Genomic DNA, 26484 nt, shown 5'->3' with positions numbered 1-26484 from the left:
CACGCAATCCGCTATTATATAACTGGTCTCGTGGGCTCGTTTTTGTTTATAAGACACTGGGCTTAAAAATCCCGGCGAAGCCGCCTGCGGGTGGGTGGGGGCTCGGGATGGCAACCCCTCGTCCTCAAACGCCGGACGGGCTGAAGAGCTATGCCGGGCGTCGCCCGTGGTTCGAGCGGCCCTTCTTGATGCGCCACCTTCGTTTCCGGGTTTTCTTCGACATGTCCTCGTACTTAACCGAGGATGCCGGGGGCGTCGAGGGGTCAGGCGCGTCCGATGGGGGCGAGGGTTGCGTTTGTGAGGTTGGTGAGGTCGGTGGGGGAGAGTTCGACCTCCAGGCCGCGGCGGCCGGCCGAGATGCAGATCGTGGGGTGGGCCGTGGCCGAGGTGTCCAGGACTGTGGGGAGCTTTTTGCGCTGGCCCAGGGGGGAGATGCCGCCCCGGACGTAGCCCGTGGTGCGTTCTGCCAGGGCCGGGTCGGCCATCGCGGCGCGTTTGCCGTGGACCGCCGAGGCGAGGGCCTTGAGGTCCAGCTGGCCGGCGACCGGGACCACGGCCACGGTCAGGGTGCCGTCCACGTCCGCCACGAGGGTCTTGAAGACGCGGTCGGGGGAGACGCCCATGGCCTCGGCGGCCTCCTCGCCGTAGGACGGGTGGGAGGGGTCGTGGTCGTAGGCGTGGATCGTGTACTCGACGCCCGCGGCCGTGAGGGCCACCGTCGCGGGGGTGCCGCCCGACTGCTGCTGTTGCTTCCTCGACTTCTTCGCCATGTCGTTCCGCTCGTTGTTCCGCTCGTTGTTCCGCTCAGTTCAGGCTCGTGGGGCCGCGTGTCAGGTCCGCCGCCGGGAGCGACGGCAGCGTACGGATGATCGAGGTCTCGGCGCGAAGGAGTTTCAGCTCGTCGCGCAGGCGGGACGCGGTGTCGGGGGACTGGAGGAGGCGCTGCTTCGTCGGGGTGTCCAGCATCATCGCGGCCGCCACCAGGTAGGAGACGACCGAGGGCTGGTCCGGCAGGTCGGCCGTGGTGGACAGGGAGCGTTCGCGGGCGCCCGCGAGGCGCTTCTGGTACTGGCGGAAGGCCCGCAGCACCCCCTCCGCCAGCGCCCCCGCCTCGTCGCCCGGCTCCTCCGGGAGCTCCTCCAGCTCCGCGGTCAGGAACGGGCCCGAAGCGTCCACCGAGAGCAGCCGTACGCGCGTCGTACCCGTCGCCAGCACCTCGAACGTGCCGTCGGCCCGCTCCCGGATCGTCGCCGCGTCCGCCACACAGCCCACGCCGTGGAAGGCCTTGACCGGGTCGGGGCCGAAGCCCGCCGCGGGGCCGCGCTCGGGGACCGAGGTGGGGTCCGGCATGCCGGGGGCGCTCTGGGCCACCTCGTGGCCGTCGCGGATCGCCACGACGGCGAAACGGCGCGGTTCCTCCTCGGCGGTCTTCAGGAGGTCGCGCATCATGGCGCGGTAGCGCTCCTCGAAGACGTTCAGCGGCAGCACGAGTCCCGGGAACAGCACCGAGTTCAGGGGGAAGAGCGGAAGGCGGACGGTCACGGCGCCAAAGCCTAGTGGTCGTCGGAGTGAACGCGTCCGGCGTGCCCACCCTGTGGATGTCCGGTGCGGGTGCTCCGAGCGTGGGCGGCCGTCCGCAGCCGCACCTCGTCGCGCACCTCCAGGAAACGGCCCAGCGGGTCCTCCGAGAACCGGCTCCAGGGGTAGGACGTGGCGTACGGGCCGATCAGCCGCAGCTGCTCCAGGGCGTCCTCCCAGCGGCCGAGGCGCACCAGGACGTACGTCAGCTTGTTGCGGATCGCGGCCGCCCACAGGTCGGCGGCCGGGAAGCGGGCGGAGAGCGCGATGGCCCGGTCGGCCGCCGCGGCCAGCCGTTCGGGCGGCACGCCCGGACCGCAGCCGTCGTTCAGGTAGGCGAGGACGGCACGGGCCGGCAGCGCCTGGACGAGGGAGTCGGCCGGGGCGTCCTGCGCGGCCCGGTCGGCGAAGTCGAGGCACTCCCGGTGGGAGCCGTGCCAGGAGGAGGCGAGGTAGCGCAGGGCCGCGACATGGCAGCCGTAGTGGAGCGGGGCGCGGCGCAGGGCCGCCTCCCAGAGCTCGCCGAAGTAGGTGTGGCCGGCGCGTGAGCCGCGCGCGTGGTCCAGTGCGATCCGCCACGGCACCGGGTCGCGGTCGTCGGCCCGCGCGGCGGCGGTGATCAGCGGGCTCACCCCGCGCAGCAGCTCGGCCCGGGCCGGGGACCGCCAGGCGTGGTCCACCGCGAGCTGGGCGCGGACCAGGAGCATGTCCGGGTCCTGCGGGGCGGCCGCGTGCCAGGCCTCCAGCCACTCCGGCCGCGAGCGCGCGAAGGCCGCGAGGCGCAGCGCGTATCCGTCGCGGCTCTCCCACAGCGCTCTGTCGCGAGTGGCGGCCAGCAGTTCGGCGGCGGCCGCGTACGCGCCCCGCCCGGCCGCGACCAGTGCCGGTCCGAGGAGGTCGTCGGGCGCGTCGAGGAGCACCTCGTCGTCGGTGGGGAGTCCCACGGCGCGGTGTTCTACGGTCCTTGTCGTCCGGGACGCACGGCCGAACGGAGGCAGCAGAGCCATGTCGCCGACCATTGAAAGTCGGCTGGTCACGCCCGCGCCATAGGGAACGGGCAACACGTGGAAAGTTGTACGCGGGTAGGTCAAGAACCGGTAAAGGTCAACTGTTCAACAACTGTTCGAGAGCGCCTCACTGGCCTCAGAGCTCATCATCGGGCTCGCAGACCACACCGGCCTCAGCAGTATCAGCGTCCCGGCCGCCTCAATTGCGGCGCAGCATACGCGTAGCCCCCGTCGCCACCGTCGTGGCCAGGATCCAGCCCAGTAGGATCATCGCCGCGGCCAGCCACTGCCAGACGCCGCTCAGCTGCCAGAATCCGACCTGGCCCAGATCGATGACCGGCAGCAGCAGGTCGAGGGCGAAGAGGGGCGGGTTCCACGTCGGGTGTTCGCCGCCCTTGAGCGGCGGGTGGTCGGCGTAGGTGAAGGCCACCGAGCTCGCCGCCCAGAGCACCGCCATCCAGATCGCGGCGCGGCCCGGCCGGTAGCCGTAGGCGACCATCCAGTCCTGCGCGTACCCCCACAGCTTGGCGGCGGGCGGCAGCGTCTCGCGGCGGCGGCGCTGCTTGGCGAGCAGCACCTCGCGCGCGTCCTCGTCCTCCCCGCCGGCCCGCAGCACGGCGGCCAGCCGCTCGTACGGCTCCGGGTTGTACTCGGCGGTCGCCGCGGTCACCCACTCCAGCCGCCGCTCCAGCGGGAACGGGCCGCGCGGCACGAGGTTCTCGTAGGTGAAGCCGCCCATGTGCAGCAGGCCGGGGCCGGGCCAGGCGTCCGCACGGTCCATCAGGTTGACGACCCGCGCCCCCGACAGCACCACCCCGCCGCGCTCAGGACGCTCGCCGAGGAAGCGCAGCTCGGGCGTCTGGATGCGGCGCAGCGACAGCTCCTGCTCGTCGGTGAAGGTGAACCGGGCCCGCTCCAGGTCCACCGCGTCCCCGAACCGCCCGTCGTCCAGCCGCACCCCGCCCTGGCACGCGAACCGCTGGATACGCGTCCCGCGCGCGGGCGTACGGCCGCTCAGCAGCGGGCTGCCGACGCCGGCCGGGGTCAGGTACAGCGTGCGCCCGACGGTCAGCTGGGGCGCGTTCAGCGCGAGCCGCGTGTACGGGTTGACCAGCCGCGCGCCCCGCAGGCTCAGCGACACGCCGATGGTGGCGCCGCGCAGACTCAGCTCGCCGTGCGACTCCAGCATCTCGGCCTGGAGGTCCTGGCCGACGCTGATGCCGTCCGCCGCGATCGAGCGGCCGCTGCGGTCCCGGTAGACGATCGCCTGGTTGAGCAGCAGATCCGTGCCGATCTGGGCGTCCGTGAGCCGGATGCCGCCCTGGAAGCGACAGCGCGGCAGATGCAGATCGCCCTCCGTGTGCACCCGGGCGGCCTCCAGCCGCGGCACCGCGCAGTTCACCAGCCGTACGGTCGTGAAATGGGCCTCCGGCAGCCGGATCTCCCGGTCGAAGCGGCAGCCGCGCATCTCGACGTACGGCACCACCGTGCCGCCCGCCAGGTCCATCGTGTCGCTGATCCGCACGCCGACGAGCTTCAGCGAGGGCACCCGTCCGGCGAGCGCGGGCGGGCCGTCCAGCAGCAGCCAGCAGATGATCCGCGCGCGTACGGTGCGCTCGTCGCCCCAGGGATGCCCGCCGTGCGGATCGTCGACGACGGTGTCGCCGCTGCTCAGGTCGTACACGCTGCCGTTGCGGAAGGCCTGCCACATGCCGAGTTCGGCGGCGGTCAGGTCGCTGGGCAGGTCGTCCGGCAGGTCTCCGTCACGGAGGCCGGCACCTTCGGTCACGTTTCGCCCATCCCCCTCATCTACTCATGGGTTCGTACAACTGTTCATGCCCGTTGAGTGACACTCCGAACGCAAGACGTGAAGGTGATCTTCCGAGTTCCCAAGGGATTCGGGAAGGGATCTGTATCAGCCATTGATACGCGCGAACGACGCCGGAGCAGGGTCTGAGAGAATTGAGCCCGTGATCTCCCGAATCGATCTGCGCGGCGACGCCCTCCCCGAGGGTCCCGCCCTGCGCGACCTGCTGCCCCGAGCCGACTTCGACGTATCGGCCGCCCTGGAGAAGGTGCGTCCGATCTGCGAAGCCGTGCATCATCGGGGCGACGCGGCGCTGATCGACTTCGCCGAGAAGTTCGACGGGGTCAGGCTCGACCAGGTACGGGTGGCTCCGGCGGCGCTCACGCGCGCGCTGGAGGAGCTCGACCCGGCCGTGCGCGCGGCCCTTGAGGAGTCCATCCGCCGCGCCCGTCTCGTCCACCGCGAGCAGCGCCGCACGACACACACCACGCAGGTCGTCCCGGGTGGCTCGGTCACCGAGAAGTGGGTGCCCGTCGACCGGGTCGGGCTGTACGCGCCCGGCGGCCGCTCCGTCTACCCGTCCTCCGTGGTCATGAACGTCGTCCCGGCCCAGGAGGCCGGCGTCGAGTCGATCGCGCTCGCCTCCCCGGCCCAGGCCGAGTTCGGCGGCCTCCCGCACCCCACGATCCTCGCCGCCTGCGCGCTGCTCGGCGTCGACGAGGTGTACGCCGCCGGCGGCGCCACGGCCGTCGCGATGTTCGCGTACGGCACCGAGTCCTGCCCGCCCGCCAACATGGTCACCGGTCCCGGCAACATCTGGGTCGCCGCCGCCAAGCGCTACTTCACCGGCAAGATCGGCATCGACGCCGAGGCCGGCCCGACCGAGATCGCGGTCCTCGCCGACGCCACCGCCGACCCGGTGCACGTCGCCTCCGACCTGATCAGCCAGGCCGAGCACGACCCGCTGGCCGCCGCCGTCCTGGTCACCGACTCCGTGGAGCTCGCGGACGCGGTGGAGAAGGAGCTGGAGCCGCAGGTCGCCGCCACCAAGCACGTCGACGACCGCATCGTGCCGGCGCTGGCGGGCAAGCAGTCCGCGATCGTCCTGGTCGACGGCGTCGACGAGGGCCTCCGGGTCGTCGACGCCTACGGCGCCGAGCACCTGGAGATCCAGACGGCCGACGCGGCCGCCGTGGCCGACCGCGTGCGCAACGCCGGCGCGATCTTCATCGGCCCCTGGGCGCCGGTCTCGCTCGGCGACTACGCCGCCGGCTCCAACCACGTACTGCCCACCGGCGGCTGCGCCTGCCACTCCTCGGGCCTGTCCGTCCAGTCCTTCCTGCGCGGCATCCACATCGTCGACTACACGCGGGACGCGCTGGCCGAGGTCGCGCATCACGTGGTCACGCTGGCGGAGGCGGAGGACCTGCCGGCCCACGGCGCGGCGATCAAGGCAAGGTTCGGTTGGAAGGTACCGGAGAGCAAGTGAGCGACGTACGTATCGACGATCTCCCCGTACGGGACGAGCTGCGCGGCAAGTCCCCTTATGGCGCGCCCCAGTTGGACGTCCCCGTACGGCTGAACACCAACGAGAACCCCTACCCGCTGCCCGATGCCCTGGTCGAGCGGATCACCGAGCGCGTCCGTGAGGCGGCCCGCGACCTCAACCGCTACCCGGACCGTGACGCCGTCGAGCTGCGCACCCAGCTCGCCAAGTACCTGACGGACACCTCCGGGTACGAGGTGGGCCTCGCCAACGTCTGGGCGGCCAACGGCTCCAACGAGGTCATCCAGCAGCTGCTGCAGACCTTCGGCGGACCGGGCCGTACCGCGATCGGCTTCGAGCCGTCGTACTCGATGCACGGCCTCATCTCGCGCGGCACCGGCACCGGCTGGATCTCCGGCCCTCGCAACGAGGACTTCACGATCGACCTCGCGGCCGCCGAGAAGGCCATCGCCGAGAACCGGCCCGACGTCGTCTTCATCACCACCCCCAACAACCCCACGGGCACCGCGGTCCCGCCCGAGACCGTCCTCGCGCTGTACGAGGCCGCACAGGCGGCGAAGCCGTCGATGGTCGTGGTCGACGAGGCGTACATCGAGTTCAGCCACGGCGACTCGCTGCTGCCGCTGCTCGAAGGCCGGCCGAATCTCGTCGTCTCCCGGACGATGTCCAAGGCCTTCGGCGCCGCCGGACTGCGCCTCGGCTATCTCGCCGCGCACCCGGCGGTAGTGGACGCCGTCCAGCTCGTACGGCTGCCGTACCACCTGTCGGCCGTCACCCAGGCGACCGCGCTGGCCGCCCTGGAGCACACCGACACGCTGCTGAAGTACGTCGAGCAGCTGAAGGCGGAGCGGGACCGGCTGGTCGGCGAGCTGCTGGCGATCGGCTACGAGGTCACCGCGTCGGACGCCAACTTCGTGCAGTTCGGCCGGTTCGACGACGCCCACGTCACCTGGCAGAAGATCCTCGACCGGGGTGTCCTGGTCCGGGACAACGGCGTGCCGGGCTGGCTGCGGGTCACCGCCGGAACCCCCGAAGAGAACGACGCGTTCCTCGACGCGGTACGTGAACTGAAGAAGGAGCAGAGCGCATGAACCGCGTAGGCCGCATAGAGCGGGTGACGAAGGAGACCTCGGTCCTCGTCGAGATCGACCTCGACGGGTCCGGCAAGGTCGATGTGTCGACCGGCGTCGGCTTCTACGACCACATGCTCGACCAGCTCGGCCGCCACGGCCTGTTCGACCTCACGGTCAAGACCGAGGGCGACCTGCACATCGACTCCCACCACACCATCGAGGACACCGCCCTCGCGCTGGGTGCCGCCTTCAAGCAGGCCCTCGGCGACAAGGTGGGCATCTACCGCTTCGGCAACTGCACGGTCCCGCTGGACGAGTCCCTCGCCCAGGTCACCGTCGACCTCTCCGGCCGCCCCTACCTCGTGCACACCGAGCCCGAGAACATGGCGCCGATGATCGGCGAGTACGACACCACGATGACCCGGCACATCCTGGAGTCCTTCGTCGCCCAGGCGCAGATCGCGCTGCACGTGCACGTGCCGTACGGGCGCAACGCCCACCACATCGTGGAGTGCCAGTTCAAGGCGCTGGCGCGGGCCCTGCGCTACGCCTCCGAGCGCGACCCGCGCGCGGCGGGCATCCTTCCCTCCACGAAGGGCGCGCTGTGAACGGCCTCTCCACGGTCCTGATCGTCGTCGGTCTCTTCCTGATCGGCGGGATCATCTCCTTCGTCAAGCAGCAGATGCCGAAGAACCTCATCGTGCTGCTCTCCATAGGCGCCGCGATGTGTCTGGTCGCCGGCGTACTGAGGCTGGAGGTGTGGAATTGAGTAACGGCGTGAAGAACGTCGTCGTCTTCGACTACGGCTTCGGCAACGTCCGCTCCGCCGAGCGCGCCCTCGCGCGCGCGGGCGCCGACGTCGAGATCACCCGTGACTTCGACAAGGCCATGAACGCCGACGGCCTTCTGGTGCCGGGCGTCGGCGCCTTCGCCGCCTGCATGAAGGGGCTGAAGGAGGCGCGCGGCGACTGGATCGTCGAGCGGCGACTGGCCGGCGGTCGCCCCGTGATGGGCATCTGCGTCGGCATGCAGATCCTCTTCGCACGCGGCATCGAGCACGGCGTGGAGACCGAGGGGCTCGGCGAGTGGCCGGGCTCGGTCGAGCCGCTCCAGGCCGACATCGTGCCCCACATGGGCTGGAACACCGTCGACGCGGCGGCCGGCACCCAGCTGTTCGCAGGCCTGGACGCGGACGCGCGCTTCTACTTCGTGCACTCCTACGCCGTCCACGACTGGACTCTGGAGACCGCGAACCCGCTGATGACCGCCCCGCTGGTCACCTGGTCGACGCACGGCAAGCCCTTCGTGGCCGCCGTGGAGAACGGCGCCCTGTGGGCCACCCAGTTCCACCCCGAGAAGTCCGGCGACGCCGGAGCGCAGCTGCTCACCAACTGGATCGGAACCCTGTAGAGACATGGCCAAGCTCGAACTCCTCCCCGCCGTCGACGTCCGCGACGGTCAGGCCGTGCGCCTCGTGCACGGCGAGTCCGGCACCGAGACCTCCTACGGCTCCCCGCTGGAGGCGGCCCTCGCCTGGCAGCGGTCGGGCGCCGAGTGGCTGCACCTGGTCGACCTGGACGCCGCGTTCGGCACCGGCGACAACCGGGAGCTGATCGCCGAGGTCGCGAAGGCCATGGACATCAAGGTCGAGCTGTCCGGCGGCATCCGCGACGACGCCTCGCTCGCCGCCGCGCTCGCCACCGGCTGCACCCGCGTCAACCTCGGCACGGCCGCCCTGGAGACCCCCGAGTGGGTCGCCAAGGTCATCGCCGAGCACGGCGACAAGATCGCGGTGGGCCTGGACGTACGGGGCACGACCCTGCGCGGCCGCGGCTGGACCCGTGACGGCGGCGACCTCTACGAGACGCTGGAGCGCCTCAACAACGAGGGCTGCGCGCGTTACGTCGTCACCGACATCGCCAAGGACGGCACGCTCCAGGGCCCGAACCTGGAGCTGCTGAAGAACGTCTGCGCGGCCACGGACCGCCCGGTCGTCGCCTCCGGCGGCGTCTCCTCCCTGGACGACCTGCGGGCCATCGCCGAGCTCGTCCCGCTCGGTGTCGAGGGCTCCATCGTCGGGAAGGCGCTGTACGCGAAGGCGTTCACCCTGGAAGAGGCCCTGGAGGTTGTCTCGTCATGACGCCCGATGCCGTGCGGCGGGTGCAGAGCGGAAGTCCCTGGGAAGAGTCCTTCGGTTTCGCACGCGCCGTCGCGGCGGGTGACCGCGTCCTGGTGGGCGGCACGACCTCCTTCAAGGGCGATGTGCTGTACGGCGAGGGCGACCCGTACGAGCAGGCCAGGGTGGCCTTCACCAGCGCGATCGAGGCCATCGGGGAGTTCGGACTCGGCGTCGAGTCCGTGATCCGGACCCGGATGTACCTGACCCACGCGCGCGACGTGGACGCCGTGGGCCGGGCCCACAAGGAGTTCTTCGACACGGTGCGCCCGGTCGCGACGCTGCTCGTCGTGGAGGGCTTCGTGGACTCGCGCATCCTGGTCGAAGTGGAAATAGAAGCATTCAGAAGGACGTTGGAGGAACCGGTCTCATGACCCTGGCGGTCCGAGTCATCCCCTGCCTGGACGTGGACAACGGCCGGGTCGTCAAGGGCGTCAACTTCCAGAACCTGCGCGACGCGGGCGACCCCGTCGAGATGGCCAAGGTCTACGACGCCGAGGGCGCCGACGAGCTGACGTTCCTGGACATCACCGCCTCGTCGGGCAACCGCGAGACGACGTACGACGTGGTGCGCCGCACCGCCGAGCAGGTGTTCATCCCGCTGACGGTCGGCGGCGGCGTCCGCACGGCCGAGGACGTGGACAAGCTGCTGCGCGCCGGCGCCGACAAGGTGGGCGTCAACACCGCGGCCATCGCGCGCCCGGAGCTCATCCGCGAGATCGCCGAGCGCTTCGGCCGACAGGTGCTGGTCCTCTCGGTGGACGCCCGCCGCACTCCCGAGGGCACCTTCGAGGTCACCACCCACGGCGGCCGCAAGGGCACCGGCATCGACGCCGTCGAGTGGGCGCACCGCGCGGCCGAACTGGGCGCCGGGGAGATCCTGCTCAACTCCATGGACGCGGACGGCACCAAGGACGGCTACGACCTGGAGATGATCCAGGCCGTACGGGGGCACGTGACGGTCCCGGTGATCGCCTCCGGCGGCGCCGGCAAGCTCGCCGACTTCGCACCGGCCATCGAGTCCGGCGCCGACGCGGTCCTCGCCGCCTCGGTGTTCCACTTCGGCGACCTGCGGATCGGCGAGGTGAAGGACGCCCTGCGCGGGGCCGGACACGCTGTGCGCTGACGCGCCCTAGATCCCCAGCTGCTTGCCCTCGTGCAGCTTCGCGATGGCGTCCTTGTCGCCGTCCAGCTCGACCTTGGCGGCGCTCTGGCGGCCGTAGGCGAACAGGAGCAGTTCCGAGGGCTCGCCGGTCACCGTGACGACGGGGGTGCCCTTGTGGGCGACCGCCGTCTGGCCGTCGGGGCGGCGCAGCACCAGGCCGGTGGGCGCGGTACGGCCCACCAGGCGGGCGGAGCGCTCCAGACGGGACCAGAGGGCGTCCTGGAAGACCGGGTCGAGTTCGCGGGGCGTCCAGTCCGGCTGGGCGCGGCGGACGTCCTCCGTGTGGACGTAGAACTCGATCGTGTTCGACGCCTCGTCGATCTGCTTGAGCTGGAAGGGCGAGAAGCGCGGCGGGCCGGTGCGGATGAGCTGGATCAGCTCCTCGTACGGCTTCGCCGCGAACTCCTCCATCGCCTTGTCAAGACGCGGGGCGAGCGGCTTGATCAGGATGCCCGCCGCGGCGTCGGGGCGGCGCTCGCGCACCACCACGTGCGCGGCCAGGTCACGGGTCGTCCAGCCCTCGCAGAGAGTGGGGGCGTCCGGGCCCTCGGCCTCCAAGAGGTCGGCCATGAGAAGTCGTTCACGCTTGGCGAAGGTCGACATGCAGTCAGCCTACGACCACGTATCAGGTCCGCCCACCCGTCGGCGCCATCCACGGAGTGGACATCGGACCGTCACTGTCAGTGGCAGGCGGCACAATGGCATGCATGACCACCAGCACGCCCCGCCGGCCCAGTGGCCTGGACCCCGAGATCGCCGCACGCCTCAAGCGCAGCGCGGACGGGCTCCTGCCCGCCATCGCCCAGCAGTACGACACCGGAGAGGTGCTGATGCTGGGCTGGATGGACGACGAGGCGCTGCATCGCACGCTCACCACCGGCCGCTGCACCTACTGGTCGCGCAGCCGCCGGGAGTACTGGGTCAAGGGCGACACCTCCGGCCACTTCCAGTGGGTCAAGTCCGTCGCCCTCGACTGCGACGCCGACACCGTGCTCGTCAAGGTCGACCAGGTCGGCGCCGCCTGCCACACGGGCGCGCGGACCTGCTTCGACGAGGACGTGCTGCTCAAGGACGGCGACGCCGGTTCCGGCGCACCGGCCTCGGATCAGTAGGGTCAGCCGCCATGGACCTCGAGACCTTCCGCAAGCTCGCCACCGACCGGCGCGTCATCCCGGTCACCCGCAAGCTCCTCGCCGACGGCGACACCCCGGTCGCCCTCTACCGCAAGCTCGCCGCCGAGCGCCCGGGCACCTTCCTGCTGGAGTCCGCGGAGAACGGCCGCTCCTGGTCCCGCTACTCCTTCGTCGGCGTGCGATCGGCGGCGACGCTTACGTCCCGTGACGGCCAGGCCCACTGGCTCGGCGTGCCGCCCGTCGGCGTCCCCGTCGACGGCGACCCGCTGGCCGCCCTGCGCGCCACCATCGAGGCCCTGCACACCCCCCACCAGGAGGGCCTGCCGCCCTTCACCGGCGGCATGGTCGGCTACCTCGGCTACGACATCGTGCGCCGCCTGGAGAAGATCGGCCCGGGCGAGCGGGACGACCTGAAGCTGCCCGAGCTGACCATGCTGCTCACCAGCGACCTCGCCGTCATGGACCACTGGGAGGGCTCGGTCCTGCTGATCGCCAACGCGATCAACCACAACGACCTCGACACGGGCGTCGACGAGGCCTACGCCGACGCGGTCGCCCGCCTCGACGCCATGGAGGCCGACCTCTCGCGCGCGGTCGCCCAGCCGCCCGCCGTCCTCCCGCCCTCCGAGCTCCCCGAGTACACCGCGCTGTGGGGCGGCGAGGACTTCCAGGAGGCCGTCGAGGACATCAAGGAGCGCATCCGGGCCGGCGAGGCCTTCCAGGTCGTCCCCTCCCAGCGCTTCGAAACACCGTGCACGGCAAGCGCGTTGGACGTCTACCGGGTGCTCCGGGCGACCAACCCCTCGCCGTACATGTACCTGTTCCGCTTCGACGGCTTCGACGTCGTCGGCTCGTCGCCCGAGGCCCTGGTCAAGGTCGAGGACGGACAGGCGATGGTCCACCCCATCGCCGGCACCCGGTGGCGCGGCGCCACCCCGCAGGAGGACCAGGCCCTCGCCGACGAACTGCTCGCCGACCCCAAGGAACGCGCCGAGCACCTCATGCTGGTCGACCTGGGCCGCAACGACCTGGGGCGGGTCTGCGAACCGGGCTCGGTCGAGGTCGTCGACTTCATGTCCATCGAGCGCTACTCCCACGTGATGCACATCGTCTCGACCGTCACCGGACGCGTGGCCCCCGGCCGCACCGCCTTCGACGTCCTGACGGCCTGCTTCCCGGCCGGCACCCTCTCCGGCGCGCCCAAGCCCCGGGCGATGCAGATCATCGACGAGCTCGAACCGTCCCGCCGGGGGCTGTACGGCGGCTGCGTCGGCTACCTCGACTTCGCGGGCGACTCCGACACCGCCATCGCCATCCGTACGGCCCTGCTGCGCGGCGGCACGGCGTACGTCCAGGCGGGCGCCGGCATCGTCGCCGACTCCGACCCGGTCGCCGAGGACACCGAATGCCGTAACAAGGCGGCGGCGGTGCTGCGGGCGGTCCACACGGCGAACCGGCTCGGGTGACGGCGCGCGGAACCCGGTAGGCCGTCTCACATGAACCCCGGGTGACCGATCGCTCGGGGTTCGGGTGATAGTGGAGTACGTGACTGCTGTTCCGCACCCCCGTTCCGAAGCCCCCGGTTCCGCCCGGGCCGGCCGTATGAGCCTCGCCGTAGCCCTGCTGTGCGGCGCGCTCGGCGCGGCCGTCGCGCTGCTCTCGACCCGGCAGCGCTGGTCGGAGGGCACCGTGACGGTGGCCGGCGGCCCGTTCCCCCTGATCGCCAAGGGCAGCGACGTCACCGGCGTCCCCGCGGCCCTGGCCATAGTGGGGCTCGCCGCGCTCGTCGCCGTCTTCGCCGTCCGCCGCGCGGGCCGTTTCATGGTCGCCGCCCTGCTCGCGCTCTCCGGCGCCGGCACCGTCGTCGCCGCCCTGCTGGGCGCCTCCGACAGCTCCGCGCTGGACGAGAAGGCCGCGCGGGCCTCCGGCGACACGTCGGCCACCGTCCAGGCGCTCAGCCATACCGCCTGGCCGTACGTCGCGGCCGTCGGCGGTGCGCTGATTCTGCTCGCCGGGTTGTTGGCGCTGCGCTACGGGCGGCTGTGGCCTGGTATGTCGGGCCGCTATGAGCGCGGCGGCACGGCTCGGGCGCGCCGCAGGGCGCCGGCCGGCGCGGACGCCGACCGGCCAGAGGAACTCTGGAAGGCGCTTGATCGGGGGGAGGACCCCACGTAGCGCTCCGCGTGGGGCCGTGTGTTGTCTGCGGGTCCGTGGGGGCTGGTCGCGCCCACGCGGCGGAGCCGCATATCGATGCAGCCCCGCGCCCCTTGGGGGGTTGTCCCTCTCGGCGTTGAATTGCGCTGTCTCTCATCGCTCGGGCTACCCCCGATCACCACCGTCGCGTGCGTGCGGGACAATGGCAGCGAGCGTCCGGCTCGGACATGTACTTCAGCAACGAGGAGCAAGCAATGGCGGGCAGCAGCCACGGTCACACCCCGGCCGCCTGGACCGGTGTCACGATCGCCTTCATCGGTTTCTGCGTCTCGGGCGCCTTCATGGTGATGGCCCAGCCCGCAGGCTTCTGGGCCGGCCTGGGGGTCGTGGTCCTCGGCGGTGTCGTCGGCTGGGTCATGCGCGGGATGGGCCTCGGCCAGCCCAAGGACGCCCACAACGCGCTCGTCGAGCAGCAGCGTGAGCCGGCGAGCGTCAAGAGCTGACACACGTACGACTTCGCTGAGGGGCGACCGGGTGCCGACAGGGCGCGCAGGGCGCCCCTCACGCGTATGCGGGGCACAATGCGAGGTGTGAACGCCGAGAGCCGGAGCGTGAAGCTGGCCGTCCCCGCAGGGGTCCTCGCCGCCGTCGTCGGCGCCTTCGCCTATGTGGGCGCCGTGGACCCGAACGAGCCCGGCCACTACCCCGCCTGTCCGCTCCTGCGGTACACCGGCATCTACTGCCCCGGCTGCGGCGGACTGCGCAGCGCGCACGCCGTGGTCCACGGGGACTTCCTCGCGGCGCTCCAGGACAACGCGCTGGCGGTCGCCGGCTACGCGCTCTTCGCCGTGCTGTGGACCGTGTGGGTGGTCCGCGCGGCACGCGGACGCCCGTTCAGGATCGATCCCGGGCCCGTGCATCTGTGGGCCGCGGGGGCGTTGCTGCTGGTCTTCACGGTTGTCCGGAACCTGCCGTTCGGTGGCTGGCTACATCCTTGATCAACAGGAGAACGTCCAGGTAGTGGGACCGGCGTCAACCGGATGCGAAGCCTTGGCCCTCCTGCGGATACCATCGAGTGACCGTAGGTTTCGTACCGCTTTCATAGTCAACCGTCTGGAAGGGGGCCGCTCGCGTGAGTGTGCTCGACGAGATCATCGACGGAGTCCGTGCCGACCTCGCGGAGCGGCAGGCGCGCGTCAGCCTCGACGAGCTCAAGGAGCGCGCGGCCAAGGCTCCCGCGGCCAAGGACGGGGTCGCCGCCCTCAAGGGCGACGGCGTCAAGGTCATCTGCGAGGTCAAGCGCTCCAGCCCCTCCAAGGGCGCGCTGGCCGCCATCGCCGACCCGGCCGGCCTCGCCGCGGACTACGAGGCGGGCGGCGCGGCCGTCATCTCCGTCCTCACCGAACAGCGCCGCTTCGGCGGCTCCCTCGCCGACCTGGAGGCCGTCCGCGCCCGCGTGGACATCCCGGTCCTGCGCAAGGACTTCATCGTCACGTCGTACCAGCTCTGGGAGGCCCGCGCCTACGGCGCCGACCTGGCCCTGCTGATCGTCGCGGCCCTCGACCAGTCGGCGCTGGAGTCGCTGATCGAGCGCGCCGTGTCCATCGGCCTGACCCCGCTGGTCGAGGTGCACGACGAGGACGAGGTCGAGCGTGCCGTGGAAGCGGGCGCCAAGATCATCGGCGTCAACGCGCGCAACCTCAAGACCCTCGAGGTCGACCGCGGCACCTTCGAGCGCGTCGCCCCCGAGATCCCCGCCGGCCTCGTCAAGGTCGCCGAATCGGGCGTCCGCGGCCCCCACGACCTCATCGCCTACGCCAACGCCGGCGCCGACGCCGTCCTGGTCGGCGAGTCCCTGGTGACGGGGAAGGACCCGAAGTCCGCGGTCTCCGACCTGGTGGCGGCGGGCGAACACCCGGCACTCCGGCACGGCCGCGGCTGATCACCCGCTAGGCTGACCGACGTGACTCTCCCGATCGCCCTGGCCACCAGGGACCCGTACGCCCGCCTCGCGCGCGGCTGCAGGCCCCGGGGCTGCCGCGCGCCTGCGCGCAGGGTGCACGGGAGGCGGGTCCGTTACGTCATCGGTGACGAACCTGGGCAGGTGAACGGCCGTCGATGGCAGCGCGCCCCATAGGGGCGCGGGGAACTGCGCGACAAGCCACAGCCGGCCGTTAGCCGACTGACAAAGCCCCGCCCCCACGGCGATTAGTGCACTCAACACAACTCACCGTGAGGTATCCGCATGCCCAGCGACTTCTTCATCCCCGACCCGGAGGGTCAAGTCCCCAGCCCCGAAGGCTACTTCGGCGCGTTCGGCGGCAAGTTCATCCCGGAGGCCCTCGTCGCCGCCGTGGACGAGGTGGCCGTCGAGTACGACAAGGCCAAGCACGACCCCGAGTTCGCCCGCGAACTCGACGACCTCCTGGTCAACTACACCGGCCGCCCCAGCTCCCTCACCGAGGTGCCGAGGTTCGCCGAACACGCCGGCGGCGCCCGGATCTTCCTCAAGCGGGAAGACCTCAACCACACCGGCTCCCACAAGATCAACAACGTCCTCGGCCAGGCCCTGCTCACCAAGCGCATGGGCAAGACCCGGGTGATCGCGGAGACCGGCGCAGGACAGCACGGCGTCGCGACGGCCACCGCCTGCGCGCTCTTCGGCCTCGACTGCACCATCTACATGGGCGAGATCGACACCCAGCGCCAGGCCCTCAACGTGGCCCGCATGCGCATGCTCGGCGCCGAGGTCATCGCCGTGAAGTCCGGCAGCCGCACCCTCAAGGACGCCATCAACGAGGCGTTCCGCGACTGGGTCGCCAACGTCGACCGCACCCACTACCTCTTCGGCACGGTCGCAGGACCGCACCCCTTCCCCGCCATGGTCCGCGACTTCCACCGCGTCATCGGCGTCGAGGCCCGCCGCCAGCTCCTGGAGCGCGCCGGACGTCTCCCCGACGCGGCCATCGCCTGCGTCGGCGGCGGCTCCAACGCCATCGGCCTCTTCCACGCCTTCATCCCCGACACGGACGTACGCCTCATCGGCTGCGAGCCCGCCGGGCACGGCGTGGAGACCGGTGAGCACGCGGCCACGCTGACCGCCGGTGAGCCCGGCATCCTGCACGGCTCCCGCTCCTACGTCCTCCAGGACGAGGAGGGCCAGATCACCGAGCCGTACTCGATCTCGGCCGGCCTGGACTACCCCGGCATCGGCCCGGAGCACTCCTACCTCAAGGACTCCGGCCGCGGCGAGTACCGCGCGGTCACCGACGACGCGGCGATGCAGGCCCTGCGTCTGCTGTCCCGCACCGAGGGCATCATCCCGGCCATCGAGAGCGCGCACGCCCTCGCCGGCGCACTGGAGGTCGGCCGCGAGCTGGGCAAGGACGGCCTGATCGTCGTCAACCTGTCCGGGCGCGGCGACAAGGACATGGACACGGCCGCGCGGTACTTCGGCCTGTACGACACCAACGCCGATGCCGAGGTCGCAGCCGACGCCAACGGCGGCGTTGCCGAGATCCAGGGGGACGCCAAGTGAGCGGAAACATCCAGCTGTTGACGGACACCCTGCGCGCGGCCAGGGCCGAGGGCCGCTCCGCGCTCATCGCCTACCTCCCGGCCGGGTTCCCGACCGTGGACGGCGGCATCGAGGCGATCAAGGCCGCGCTCGACGGCGGCGCGGACGTCGTGGAGGTCGGGCTGCCGCACAGCGACCCCGTCCTCGACGGTCCCGTCATCCAGACCGCCGACGACATCGCCCTGCGCGGCGGCGTCAAGATCGCGGACGTCATGCGGACGGTGAAGGAGGCCCACGAGGCCACCGGGAAGCCGATCCTGGTGATGACGTACTGGAATCCCATCGACCGCTACGGCGTCGAGCGCTTCACCGCCGAGCTGGCCGAGGCGGGCGGCGCGGGCTGCATCCTGCCCGACCTGCCCGTCCAGGAGGCGTCCCTCTGGAGGGAGCACGCCGAGAAGCACGGGCTCGCGACGGTCTTCGTCGTGGCGCCCAGCAGCAAGGACGAGCGGCTCGCGCAGATCACCGCGGCGGGCAGCGGGTTCGTCTACGCCGCCTCGCTGATGGGCGTCACCGGCACCCGTGAGTCCGTGGGCGCGCAGGCGCAGGACCTGGTCGAGCGGACCCGGGCCACCGGCACCGACCTGCCCGTGTGCGTCGGGCTCGGCGTCTCCAACGCCGAGCAGGCCGCGGAGGTCGCCGGCTTCGCCGACGGCGTGATCGTCGGCTCGGCCTTCGTCAAGCGGATGCTGGACGCGCCGGACGACACCGCCGGTGTCGAGGCCGTCCGCGCGCTCGCCGGTGAGCTGGCGAAGGGCGTGCGCGGCCAGGCGTAACACCTTCAGGGGTGAAGGATCTTCAGAAGAAGGGCCTTCCGTACGACTCGCTCGAACGGGTGGACCTGGGGCCGGGGAGGCGCGCTGCGCCTCCCCGGTTCGTTCTGCGGGTGTGAGCGAACAGAATCGTGAGGGAAAGCGGTCCGCCAGGGAGCGGCTGGCGGCCGAGCGTGACAAGCAGAAGGCCGCCGACAAGCGGCGCCGTGCGCTGATCGTCGGCGCGAGCGTCGTCTGTGTGCTGGGACTCGCGGCGGTGATCGGAGTCGTCGCGGCGAACGCCGGCAAGGACGAGGGCAGCGACACGTCGGGACCGGTCGTGGGGCCCTCCGGGGCGCAGGGCAAGGACGGCCTCGCGATCCCGGTGGGTGAGGAGAGCGCCAGGTCGACGCTCACCGTCTGGGAGGACTTCCGCTGCCCGGCCTGCAAGTCCTTCGAGGAGGCGTACCGGTCGACGATCCATGAACTGACGGACGCCGGGAAGCTGAGAGTCGACTACCACCTGGCGACGATCATCGACGGCGGCATGGGCGGCACCGGCTCGCGCAACGCCGCCAACGCCGCGGCCTGCGCCCAGGACGCCGGGAAGTTCACGCCGTACCACGACGTGCTGTACCGGAACCAGCCGCCCGAGCAGGACGACGCCTTCGCCGAGAACAGCAAGCTGCTGGAGCTCGCGGCCAAGGTCGACGGCCTGGACACGCCCGCCTTCCGCAAGTGCGTCGAGGACGGCACGCACAACAGCTGGGTCAACAAGTCCAACGAGGCGTTCAAGAAGGGCGGCTTCAGCGGCACGCCGACGGTGCTGCTGAACGGCAAGAACATCTACCAGGACCAGACGATGACACCGGCCAAGCTGAAGCAGATGGTGGAGGAGGCCGCCCAGGGCTGAGCCCCGCCCGGGGCCGACTCCAGGCGCTGCCTGTTATGGACCCGTAGCCGGGCTGCCTGCCATCGCTGCCGCCCGGCAGGGTAGCGTCGACCTTGCCATGGAACTTGCCTACATTCCCAGCCCGTCGCGCGGGGTGATCCACCTCGGTCCCATTCCGCTGCGCGGCTACGCCTTCTGCATCATCATCGGTGTCTTCGTAGCCGTCTGGCTCGGCAACAAACGCTGGATCGCCCGGGGCGGGCGGGCCGGCACGGTGGCCGACATCGCGGTCTGGGCCGTCCCGTTCGGCCTGGTCGGCGGACGTCTCTACCACGTGATCACGGACTACGAGCTGTACTTCAGCGAGGGCCGTGACTGGGTGGACGCCTTCAAGATCTGGGAGGGCGGCCTCGGCATCTGGGGCGCCATCGCGCTCGGCGCGGTGGGCGCCTGGATCGGCTGCCGGCGCCGGGGCATCCCGCTGCCGGCCTACGCCGACGCCATCGCCCCCGGCATCGCCCTCGCGCAGGCGATCGGGCGCTGGGGCAACTGGTTCAACCAGGAGCTGTACGGGCGGCGGACCGACCTCCCGTGGGCGCTGGAGATCACCTCCTCCACGGACGGCCGGGTACCGGGCACCTACCACCCGACGTTCCTGTACGAGTCGCTGTGGTGCATCGGTGTCGCGCTGCTGGTGATCTGGGCCGACCGCCGGTTCAAGCTGGGGCACGGGCGGGCGTTCGCGCTGTACGTCGCCGCGTACTGCGCCGGCCGCGCGTGGATCGAGTACATGCGTGTCGACGACGCCCACCACATCCTGGGCCTGCGGCTGAACGTCTGGACCGCGATCATCGTGTTCCTGCTGGCGGTGACGTACCTCGTGCTGTCGGCGAAGAAGCGGCCGGGCCGGGAAGAGGTCGTCGAACCCGGTGCGTCTGCCTCCGGCGGTGAAGCCGAGGGTGCGTCCGAGGCGTCCGACGAGGACCCGGCCGCCGAGGGTGACGACCAGGCGGAGGCCGACGCGAAGGACGACGTCAAGGACGAGGCCGGGTCGACGAAGAAGACGTGAGGCTTGGCCGTACGGCGATGAGGGCGCTCGGAATTTTCCGGGCGCCCTTCGTCGTGTGGGCGGTGGGCTTCGGTGAGTTCGGCACCGCCGGAACGCGTCGTGGGGGTGCTCGCCGTTGCGGCGGGAAAGAAGTGGTCAGCCTCGGCGTACCAAGGAAAGGGTTCGCTGTGCTGTCGCCACCACCGCCGCGTCGATGAAGCTGCCGTCCGGCAGGGCCTGGGCGCCCTGGTTCGTCGCCGCTGCCTTGATGATGGTCTCCGCCTGTTCGAGTTCCTCCTCCGTGGGGAGGTAGGCCTGTTCGATCACCGGGAGCTGGCGGGGGTGGATGGCCGCCCGGCCGAGGAAGCCGAGGGCGCGGCCGTGGGCGCAGGTCGCGGCGAGGCCCTCCAGGTCGCGGATGTCGGGATGGACCGTCTGGGGCGGTGGCGGCAGCCCTGCCGCCCTGGCCGCCACGACGACACGGGAGCGGGACCAGTCGAGGCCCGCGTCGCCCCGGATGCCCAGGTCGGCCCGTAGGTCCGCCTCGCCGAGGGCGATGCCGCGCAGGGACGGGTGGGCGGAGGCGATGGCGTACGCCCGCTCGATGCCCAGGGCCGACTCGAGCAGGGCGTGCAGCGGCGGGGCGCCGCCCGCGCTCGGCGGGGTGGTCTCCGCGAGGCGCACGATCTGGTCGGCGGAGCGCACCTTGGGCAGCCGGATGCCGGACAGGCCGGGGCGGGTGGCCAGTGCCTCCAGGTCCTTGGCCGCCGCCTGGGTGTCCAGGGCGTTCACACGGACGTGCACGGGGACCGGGTGGTCCGGTTCGGAGAGCAGGTCGGCGGTGGCGGACCGGGCGTAGTCCTTGCGGTCCGGGGCGACCGCGTCCTCCAGGTCGACGATGACGATGTCGGCGCCGGAGGTCAGGGCCTTGGCCACCACATGAGGGCGGTCGCCGGGGGCGTACAGCCAGGTCAGGGGGAACCGTGTCACAGGCTGCCCTCCTCGCGCAGGGCCGTCAGTTCGGCGGGGGTCAGACCCAGGCCGGTGAGGATCTCGGCGCTGTCCGCGCCGTGCGGGCGGCCCGCCCAGCGGATCGTGCCGGGGGTGGCGGAGAGGCGGAACAGGACGTTCTGCATGCGCAGCGGGCCCAGCTCGGGGTCGTCGACGGTGGTGATGGTGCCGAGGGCCGCGTACTGGGGGTCGGTCATCACGTCCCGTACGTCCTGGATGGGGGCAACCGCCGCCTCCGCCTTCTCGAAGGCCGCGAGGACGTCGGCGCGGGTGTGGCGGGCGATCCAGTCGCCGACCGCCTTGTCGAGGACGTCGGCGTGGCGGGCTCGGTCGGCGCCGGTCGCGAACCAGGGCTGGTCGATCAGGTCGGGGCGTCCGACCAGGTGCATCACGCGTTCGGCGATCGACTGGGCGGAGGTGGAGACGGCGACCCAGGTGCCGTCGGCGGTGCGGTAGGTGTTGCGCGGGGCGTTGTTGGCGGAGCGGTTGCCGGTGCGCTCCTGGACGTAGCCGAGCTGGTCGTACCAGGTGGGCTGGGGGCCGAGGGCCAGCAGCATCGGCTCGATGAGGGCCATGTCGACGACCTGGCCCTCGCCGGTGCGCTCGCGGGCGGCCAGTGCCGTCATCACGGCGTACGCGGTCGCGAGGCCCGCGATGGAGTCGGCGAGGCCGAAGGGCGGGAGCGTCGGGGGTGCGTCGGGTTCGCCGGTGAGCGCGGCGAAGCCGCTCATCGCCTCGGCGAGGGTGCCGAAGCCGGGGCGGTGGGAGGAGGGGCCGAACTGGCCGAAGCCGGTGACGCGGGTGAGGATCAGACGGGGGTTGGCGGCGGAGAGCTCCGGCCAGCCGAGGTCCCATTTCTCCAGGGTGCCCGGGCGGAAGTTCTCGATGACGACGTCCGCGGTCGCGGCCAGGCGGAGCAGGGTGGCGCGGCCGCCGGGCTTGGAGAGGTTCAGGGCGACGGTGCGCTTGTTGCGGCCGAGCACCTTCCACCACAGGCCGACGCCGTCCTTCGACGGGCCGTGTCCCCGGGAGGGGTCGGGTTTCTCGGGGTGTTCGACCTTGACGACCTCCGCGCCGAAGTCGCCGAGCATCGTGGCGGCGAGGGGGCCGGCGAAGAGGGTGGCGAGGTCGAGGACGCGCAGGCCGGTCAGCGGGGCGTCGGTGGGCCGGGTTCCGGGCGCGTTCATGAGGCGTGGCGCTCCTCGATCTCGGGGCGGTACGGCATCGACACGGTGGCGCCCTCCCGTGTGACGGACAGCGCGGCCGCCTCCGCCGCCCAGGCCAGGGCCTCGGGCATGGGACGTCCTTCGCCGAGTGCCACCGCGAGGGCACCGACGAAGGTGTCTCCGGCGCCGGTCGAGTCGACGGCGGTGACCTTCGGGGCGGGCACGGTCAGCGGATCGGTGTCCCGGCTGACGTACAGGCTGCCGGCCGCGCCCAGGGTGACGACGACCGCGGGCACCAGGTCGAGCAGTCCGACGGCCGCCTCCCGGGGGTCGGTGCGGCCGGTGAGGGTGGTGGCCTCGTGCTCGTTGGGGACCAACAGGTCCACGGCGGCGAAGAGTTCGTCCGGCAGCGGCTGGGCGGGGGACGGCGTGAGGATCGTACGGACGTCGTGGCGGTGGGCCGCCTGGGCGCCGGCGAGGACCGCGGCGACCGGGATCTCCAGCTGGAGCAGCAGGGTGTCGGCGGCGGCGATGACGCCCTCGTCGCCGGGGCTGAGGTGGTCGAGGGTGCCGTTCGCGCCGGGGATCACGACGATGGCGTTGCCGCCCTCGTCGTCCACGACGATGTGTGCGGTGCCGGACGGGCCCTCGACGGTGCGCAGGTCGTCGGTGTCCACGCCGGAGTGCTCCAGGGTGGAACGCAGCCGGGTGCCGAAGGCGTCGTTGCCGACGGCGCCGATCATCGAGACGTTGCCGCCGGCGCGGGCGGCGGCGATGGCCTGGTTGGCGCCCTTGCCGCCGGGGACCGTGCGGAACTCCCGTCCCATCACGGTCTCGCCGCGCTGCGGGGCCTTGGCGACATAGGTGACGAGGTCCATGTTCGTGCTGCCGAGCACGACGATGTCGGTCATGGGCGGGTGGCCTCCGAGGGCGTGAGCTCGTGGGTGAGGTGGGCCAGTGCGTCGAAGCCGGTGCCGTCGAAGCCGGCGACCGAGGTGGCGAGACGGTTCTTGAGGGGGGCCGTCCAGCGGTCGGGGAGCGCGGCGGGGGAGCCGGCGAGGAGCGCGGCGATGCTGCCGGCCGTCGCGCCGACCGAGTCGGTGTCCCAACCGCCCGACACGGCACGGCAGATGGAGCCCGTGAAGTCGCCGTCGGCATGGGTGAGGGCGGCGGCGATCAGGGCGGTGTTGGGGACGGCGTGCACCCAGTGGTGGGTGGGCGCGTGGGCGGCGTGGAGCGCGTCGACGACCCTGTCGAAGTCGGCGTGGGTGCGGGCCAGTTCGACGGCCTGGTGGACGGCCCGGGCCAGGCGGGAGTTCGGGGGGACCACTGTGAGACCGGTGCGCAGACAGGCGTGGACGGCGTCGGGGCCGGTCGCGGTCGCCGCCCGTGCGATGACGGCCGCCGTGAACATCGCCGCGTAGACGCCGTTGGCGGTGTGGGTCAGGGTGGCGTCGCGGTGGGCCTGTTCGGCCGCAGCGGCCGGATCGCCGGGGTTGGTCCAGCCGTGGACGTCCGCGCGGATCAGGGCGCCGATCCACTCGCGGAAGGGGTTGCGGTGGCGGGCCGTGTGCGGGGGTTCGACGCCGGTGAGGAGATTGCGGTAGGCGACGCGCTCGGCGGTGAAGGTGCGGCCGGCCGGGAGCTCGTCCAGCCAGAGGCGGGCCACGTCCGTGGTGGTGAAGGCCCTGCCGTGGCGCTGGAGCAGGAGGAGGTCGAGCAGGGGGTAGTTGAGGTCGTCGTCCTCGGGCATGCCGTCGATGTTCTCGGCGAGCGAGGTGGTGGCCGAGCGGCGGTTCCAGGGGTGGGCGGCGAGGAGGTCCGCGGGGACGCCACGAGCGGTGAAGTAGGAGTTCAGGGGCCAGTTGCCGGTGGCCCCGGCCAGTTCGCGGATGGCTTCCAGGGGGAGCTTCTCCACGGGCTTGCCCAGCAGGCAGCCGACGGCCCGGCCGAGCCAGGCGGCTTCGTAGCGGGCGGGTGCGGGTGCGGGTGCCGGTGCGGATGCGGGTGGTGTGGCGGACGTGGCGGCGGCAGTGACGGCGGTGACGGCAGGGGTCGGCCAGTGCGGGCACAGGGACTTGATCCGCTCCAGGTCCGTCGGCTCGTCGTCCTTCAGCCGGCTGGGCAGGTCCGCCAGTTCGTCCAGCAGGTCCTCCGCCAGGGTCCGCAGATACCTCGACGCCGGCTGCGTGGACGCGCCGGCCCGCAGCGGAGCCTCCTCGCCGCCCGCCGCCCGCCATCTCTCCGCGATCCTCGACGGCTCCCGGCCGTCCAGAGCCGCCTGCCGCAGCTCGTGGCCGAGCAGGTCCTCCGGCTGGACCCAGGTCAGTCGGAGCATGGACGGCCCTCCAGCGCGCTGAAAGCCGCCTCGTGGGCCCGGCGGCGGTCCACGTCCTTGGCGTGGATCTCCCGCGCCACCTCGGTCAACGTGCGGGGTGGCTCCCACAGGTCGAGACGGCTGGCCTCCGCGACCGCCTTCGACCAGTCCTCGGGGACCGGCGAGCCCAGCGCACCGGCCACGGCGCCGGCCATCGTCGCGATCGAGTCGCAGTCGCGGCCGTAGTTCACCGCGCCCAGGACCGCGTGGCGGTAGTCGCCGTTCGCGACCACCAACATGCCCAGGGCGACGGGGAGTTCCTCGATGGCGTGCACACGGGAGGGGCGGCGGGCGCCGAGGGAGGGCTGCCGGTAGTCGGGGCCCACCGTGTCGTACGGGGTGACCGCCGCCCGGAGCGGGGCGAGGGCCGACTCGAAGTCCGTGTACCGGCTCGCCGTGTCGCAGACCGTCTCGATCGCCGCCCGCGTCCCGTCCTTCGCCAGCGACAGACAGGCCGAGACCACCGAGTCCGGTGTCGCCCCGGGTGCGCACGCCGCGGCCACCGCCGCCGCGAAGACGCCCGCCGCCTCACGGCCGTACGACGACTGGTGGGCGCCCGCGATGTCCAGCGCCTCGGCGTACGCGGCTCTCGGGTCGGCCGCGTCGACGAGGCCGACCGGGGCCATGTACATCGCGGCGCCGCAGTTGACGATGTTGCCGACGCCGGCCTCGCGTGGGTCGACATGGCCGTAGTGGAGGCGGGTCACCAGCCATTTCTCCGCCAGGAAGACACGGTGGAGGGGGAGGGCCTCCGCCTCCAGCTCGGGGATCCAGCGCGGGGTGGTCATCAGGTCCGGGACCAGGTGGTCGGCTACGGCGTACGCGTCGAGGTGGTCGCGGACCGTGGCGTACGCCCGTACCAGCGCGTGGGTCATCAAGGTGTCGTCGGTGACGTGCCCGTCGCCCTTGTGGTACGGCGCGATGGGGCGGGCCGTGCGCCAGGCGTCGCCGTTCCAGGGGCCGACGATGCCGTGGACGCGGCCGCCGTGGCGCTGGAGGATCTGGTCGGGGGAGTAGCCCTCCACCGGCCCGCCGAGGGCGTCGCCGACCGCCGCGCCGACCAGGGCGCCGGTGATCCGCTCGTCGAGACGCGGGCCACTGCTTTCTTCTGCTTTGGGCGTCATGCCCGAATCATCCTCCTGGTCGGGCCGGTTGTGTGGCTTCCAGGAGTTCGGCGAGTTCCACCAGGTCGGTGCCGGTGAGCCGGGGGAGTACGCAGCCGGAGAGGGTGCGGCATGCCTCGCGCCAGGTCTCCGGGATCGCCGTACCGCCGCCGAGTGCGCCGGTCAGCGCGCCGGCCAGGGCCGGTGCCGAGTCGGCGACCCGGCTGAGGCACGCCGCCGCGGGGACCGCCTCGGCGATACGGCCGTCCGCGGCGACCGTGAGGGCCAGGGCGACCGGGACCGTCTCGGCGGCGGCGATGCCGTAGCTGTAGACGTGGTCGACGATCTGGTGTTCGAGGAGGGGGATCAGGGCGAAGGCGCTGTCCGCGGAGTGGGCGAGGTGCAGTGCGTGGCGGGCGTTGCGGCCGATCTCGGTCTCCTCGGGGAGTTCGGTGAGGGCGGCTGCCACGCAGGTCGTGGTGTTCGCGCCGGTCAGGGCCAGGGATACGGCTGCCGCCATCGCCCTCGCGCCGTGGACGCCGTCGCCGTCCTGGGTGTAGCGGGCGTCGAACTCGGCGAGGTCGGCGGCGCGGTGGGGGTCGCCGGGGTGGGCCACGGCGAGGACGCAGGCGCGGACGCAGGCCGCGTCGTCGAAGTAGTGGGGGTTGTCGTGGCCGGTGGCGGGTGGGCGCAGGCCGGTGGCGAGGTTGCCGAGGCCGGCGCGGACGGAGATGCGGGCGCGGAGGGGGAGGATGGCCGACTCGATCTCGGGTGCGCGGTCCGCTGCCGCGGCGATCTCGTCGGCGAGGGCGCTCCAGGTGAGGTCGATCGCGGCTCTGGTGCGGCGTTCTCGGCTGAGGTCGCCGAGGGCTGTGTCGTCGCCGGCTCGTAGTACGGCTTCCGCGGTGAAGGCCGCCCATTCTGTGTCGTCGGAGGGGCCGAGGCGGAGGGGTTCGGG

30 protein-coding genes are annotated in these 26484 nt (G+C 71.9%); 19 read left to right on the top strand and 11 right to left on the bottom strand.

The annotated features are described in order from the left end of the window. Window positions 1–263: 263 nt before the first annotated feature. The 4 genes from ybaK to L0P92_RS24630 form a co-directional block, all read right to left on the bottom strand. Window positions 264–770, bottom strand: coding sequence for a Cys-tRNA(Pro) deacylase (ybaK, locus tag L0P92_RS24645; RefSeq protein WP_234765125.1), 507 nt, complete (start codon window positions 768–770; stop codon window positions 264–266). 34 nt (window positions 771–804) lie between these two features. Beyond that, on the bottom strand, window positions 805–1542 hold the full coding sequence (locus L0P92_RS24640) for an LON peptidase substrate-binding domain-containing protein (protein WP_234765124.1): 738 nt from the start codon (window positions 1540–1542) through the stop codon (window positions 805–807). Between the two features lie 11 nt (window positions 1543–1553). Further along, the gene (locus tag L0P92_RS24635) at window positions 1554–2597 is read right to left on the bottom strand and encodes a hypothetical protein (protein WP_234765127.1); all 1044 of its coding nucleotides are present in this window, start codon (window positions 2595–2597) and stop codon (window positions 1554–1556) included. Between the two features lie 187 nt (window positions 2598–2784). Then, on the bottom strand, window positions 2785–4374 hold the full coding sequence (locus L0P92_RS24630) for an oxidoreductase (protein ID WP_234765123.1): 1590 nt from the start codon (window positions 4372–4374) through the stop codon (window positions 2785–2787). A gap of 181 nt (window positions 4375–4555) precedes the next feature. On the opposite strand from L0P92_RS24630, the gene hisD reads away from it, so the two are divergent. From hisD to hisF, 8 genes are read left to right on the top strand one after another with little or no spacing between them, the layout of a single operon-like run. Beyond that, on the top strand, window positions 4556–5881 hold the full coding sequence (gene hisD / locus L0P92_RS24625; protein WP_234765121.1) for a histidinol dehydrogenase: 1326 nt from the start codon (window positions 4556–4558) through the stop codon (window positions 5879–5881). Beyond that, on the top strand, window positions 5878–6990 hold the full coding sequence (locus L0P92_RS24620; RefSeq protein ID WP_234765119.1) for a histidinol-phosphate transaminase: 1113 nt from the start codon (window positions 5878–5880) through the stop codon (window positions 6988–6990). The genes hisD and L0P92_RS24620 overlap by 4 nt, the downstream gene beginning before the upstream one ends. Then, window positions 6987–7580, top strand: a complete 594-nt coding sequence (gene hisB / locus L0P92_RS24615) for an imidazoleglycerol-phosphate dehydratase HisB (RefSeq protein ID WP_062719038.1) — start codon at window positions 6987–6989, stop codon at window positions 7578–7580. Before L0P92_RS24620 ends, hisB begins: the two co-directional genes overlap by 4 nt. Next, complete coding sequence (locus L0P92_RS24610; protein WP_234765118.1) at window positions 7577–7741, top strand: CG2302 family histidine operon protein; 165 nt, start codon at window positions 7577–7579, stop codon at window positions 7739–7741. The genes hisB and L0P92_RS24610 overlap by 4 nt, the downstream gene beginning before the upstream one ends. Then, window positions 7732–8382, top strand: coding sequence for an imidazole glycerol phosphate synthase subunit HisH (gene hisH, locus L0P92_RS24605; RefSeq protein ID WP_234765116.1), 651 nt, complete (start codon window positions 7732–7734; stop codon window positions 8380–8382). The genes L0P92_RS24610 and hisH overlap by 10 nt, the downstream gene beginning before the upstream one ends. A gap of 4 nt (window positions 8383–8386) precedes the next feature. Beyond that, entirely contained in the window at window positions 8387–9112 is a 726-nt protein-coding gene (priA, locus tag L0P92_RS24600) for a bifunctional 1-(5-phosphoribosyl)-5-((5-phosphoribosylamino)methylideneamino)imidazole-4-carboxamide isomerase/phosphoribosylanthranilate isomerase PriA (protein ID WP_062719041.1), read from the top strand. Continuing rightward, entirely contained in the window at window positions 9109–9522 is a 414-nt protein-coding gene (locus tag L0P92_RS24595) for a RidA family protein (protein WP_234765114.1), read from the top strand. Before priA ends, L0P92_RS24595 begins: the two co-directional genes overlap by 4 nt. Next, window positions 9519–10274, top strand: a complete 756-nt coding sequence (gene hisF / locus L0P92_RS24590; protein ID WP_234765113.1) for an imidazole glycerol phosphate synthase subunit HisF — start codon at window positions 9519–9521, stop codon at window positions 10272–10274. Before L0P92_RS24595 ends, hisF begins: the two co-directional genes overlap by 4 nt. A gap of 6 nt (window positions 10275–10280) precedes the next feature. On the opposite strand, the gene L0P92_RS24585 is transcribed toward hisF, so the two are convergent. Beyond that, window positions 10281–10916, bottom strand: coding sequence for a TIGR03085 family metal-binding protein (locus L0P92_RS24585; RefSeq protein WP_234765112.1), 636 nt, complete (start codon window positions 10914–10916; stop codon window positions 10281–10283). A gap of 95 nt (window positions 10917–11011) precedes the next feature. Between L0P92_RS24585 and hisI the strand changes: the two genes are divergently transcribed. The 11 genes from hisI (at window position 11012) to lgt (ending at window position 19890) form a co-directional block, all read left to right on the top strand. Next, a complete protein-coding gene (gene hisI, locus L0P92_RS24580; protein WP_234765110.1) occupies window positions 11012–11425 on the top strand; it encodes a phosphoribosyl-AMP cyclohydrolase in 414 nt (137 codons plus the stop codon). An 11-nt stretch (window positions 11426–11436) separates the two neighbouring features. After that, a complete protein-coding gene (locus tag L0P92_RS24575; RefSeq protein ID WP_234765108.1) occupies window positions 11437–12912 on the top strand; it encodes an anthranilate synthase component I in 1476 nt (491 codons plus the stop codon). Between the two features lie 70 nt (window positions 12913–12982). After that, window positions 12983–13621 (top strand): TIGR02234 family membrane protein, encoded by a 639-nt coding sequence (locus tag L0P92_RS24570; protein WP_234765107.1) that lies wholly within the window; start codon window positions 12983–12985, stop codon window positions 13619–13621. A 233-nt stretch (window positions 13622–13854) separates the two neighbouring features. Beyond that, window positions 13855–14103: an HGxxPAAW family protein gene (locus tag L0P92_RS24565; protein ID WP_234765105.1), complete on the top strand. Its 249-nt coding sequence runs from the start codon at window positions 13855–13857 to the stop codon at window positions 14101–14103. A gap of 78 nt (window positions 14104–14181) precedes the next feature. Then, window positions 14182–14598 carry a DUF2752 domain-containing protein gene (locus tag L0P92_RS24560; RefSeq protein WP_234765103.1) on the top strand — a complete coding sequence of 139 codons (417 nt, stop codon included), beginning with the start codon at window positions 14182–14184 and terminating at the stop codon, window positions 14596–14598. Between the two features lie 134 nt (window positions 14599–14732). Next, window positions 14733–15542: an indole-3-glycerol phosphate synthase TrpC gene (gene trpC, locus L0P92_RS24555; RefSeq protein WP_234765101.1), complete on the top strand. Its 810-nt coding sequence runs from the start codon at window positions 14733–14735 to the stop codon at window positions 15540–15542. 21 nt (window positions 15543–15563) lie between these two features. Further along, a complete protein-coding gene (gene trpM / locus L0P92_RS45760; protein ID WP_372497317.1) occupies window positions 15564–15737 on the top strand; it encodes a tryptophan biosynthesis modulator TrpM in 174 nt (57 codons plus the stop codon). Window positions 15738–15845: 108 nt separating this feature from the next. Then, on the top strand, window positions 15846–17138 hold the full coding sequence (gene trpB, locus L0P92_RS24550; protein ID WP_234765100.1) for a tryptophan synthase subunit beta: 1293 nt from the start codon (window positions 15846–15848) through the stop codon (window positions 17136–17138). Beyond that, a complete protein-coding gene (gene trpA, locus L0P92_RS24545) occupies window positions 17135–17953 on the top strand; it encodes a tryptophan synthase subunit alpha (protein WP_234765098.1) in 819 nt (272 codons plus the stop codon). The genes trpB and trpA overlap by 4 nt, the downstream gene beginning before the upstream one ends. Before the next feature lie 112 nt (window positions 17954–18065). After that, entirely contained in the window at window positions 18066–18842 is a 777-nt protein-coding gene (locus L0P92_RS24540; protein ID WP_234765097.1) for a DsbA family protein, read from the top strand. 97 nt (window positions 18843–18939) lie between these two features. Further along, a complete protein-coding gene (gene lgt, locus L0P92_RS24535) occupies window positions 18940–19890 on the top strand; it encodes a prolipoprotein diacylglyceryl transferase (RefSeq protein ID WP_234765095.1) in 951 nt (316 codons plus the stop codon). Window positions 19891–20025: 135 nt separating this feature from the next. Here the strand turns inward: lgt and L0P92_RS24530 are convergent, their stop codons facing one another. The 6 genes from L0P92_RS24530 to L0P92_RS24505 form a co-directional block, all read right to left on the bottom strand. Continuing rightward, window positions 20026–20859, bottom strand: a complete 834-nt coding sequence (locus L0P92_RS24530) for an HpcH/HpaI aldolase/citrate lyase family protein (protein ID WP_234765089.1) — start codon at window positions 20857–20859, stop codon at window positions 20026–20028. After that, window positions 20856–22067: a CaiB/BaiF CoA transferase family protein gene (locus L0P92_RS24525; RefSeq protein WP_234765088.1), complete on the bottom strand. Its 1212-nt coding sequence runs from the start codon at window positions 22065–22067 to the stop codon at window positions 20856–20858. Before L0P92_RS24525 ends, L0P92_RS24530 begins: the two co-directional genes overlap by 4 nt. Beyond that, window positions 22064–22957, bottom strand: a complete 894-nt coding sequence (rbsK, locus tag L0P92_RS24520) for a ribokinase (protein ID WP_234765086.1) — start codon at window positions 22955–22957, stop codon at window positions 22064–22066. Before rbsK ends, L0P92_RS24525 begins: the two co-directional genes overlap by 4 nt. Beyond that, window positions 22954–24384 carry an ADP-ribosylglycohydrolase family protein gene (locus L0P92_RS24515; RefSeq protein WP_234765084.1) on the bottom strand — a complete coding sequence of 477 codons (1431 nt, stop codon included), beginning with the start codon at window positions 24382–24384 and terminating at the stop codon, window positions 22954–22956. Before L0P92_RS24515 ends, rbsK begins: the two co-directional genes overlap by 4 nt. Beyond that, complete coding sequence (locus tag L0P92_RS24510) at window positions 24372–25547, bottom strand: ADP-ribosylglycohydrolase family protein (RefSeq protein ID WP_234765082.1); 1176 nt, start codon at window positions 25545–25547, stop codon at window positions 24372–24374. Before L0P92_RS24510 ends, L0P92_RS24515 begins: the two co-directional genes overlap by 13 nt. A gap of 7 nt (window positions 25548–25554) precedes the next feature. Further along, window positions 25555–26484 (bottom strand): ADP-ribosylglycohydrolase family protein (locus tag L0P92_RS24505; RefSeq protein ID WP_234765080.1); only part of this gene is annotated, 930 nt, incomplete at its 5' end.

Origin of the sequence: Streptomyces muensis, assembly GCF_021474425.1 — a bacterium.
GTDB lineage: Bacteria > Actinomycetota > Actinomycetes > Streptomycetales > Streptomycetaceae > Streptomyces > Streptomyces muensis.
This window is presented reverse-complemented; position numbering and strand designations above follow the sequence as displayed.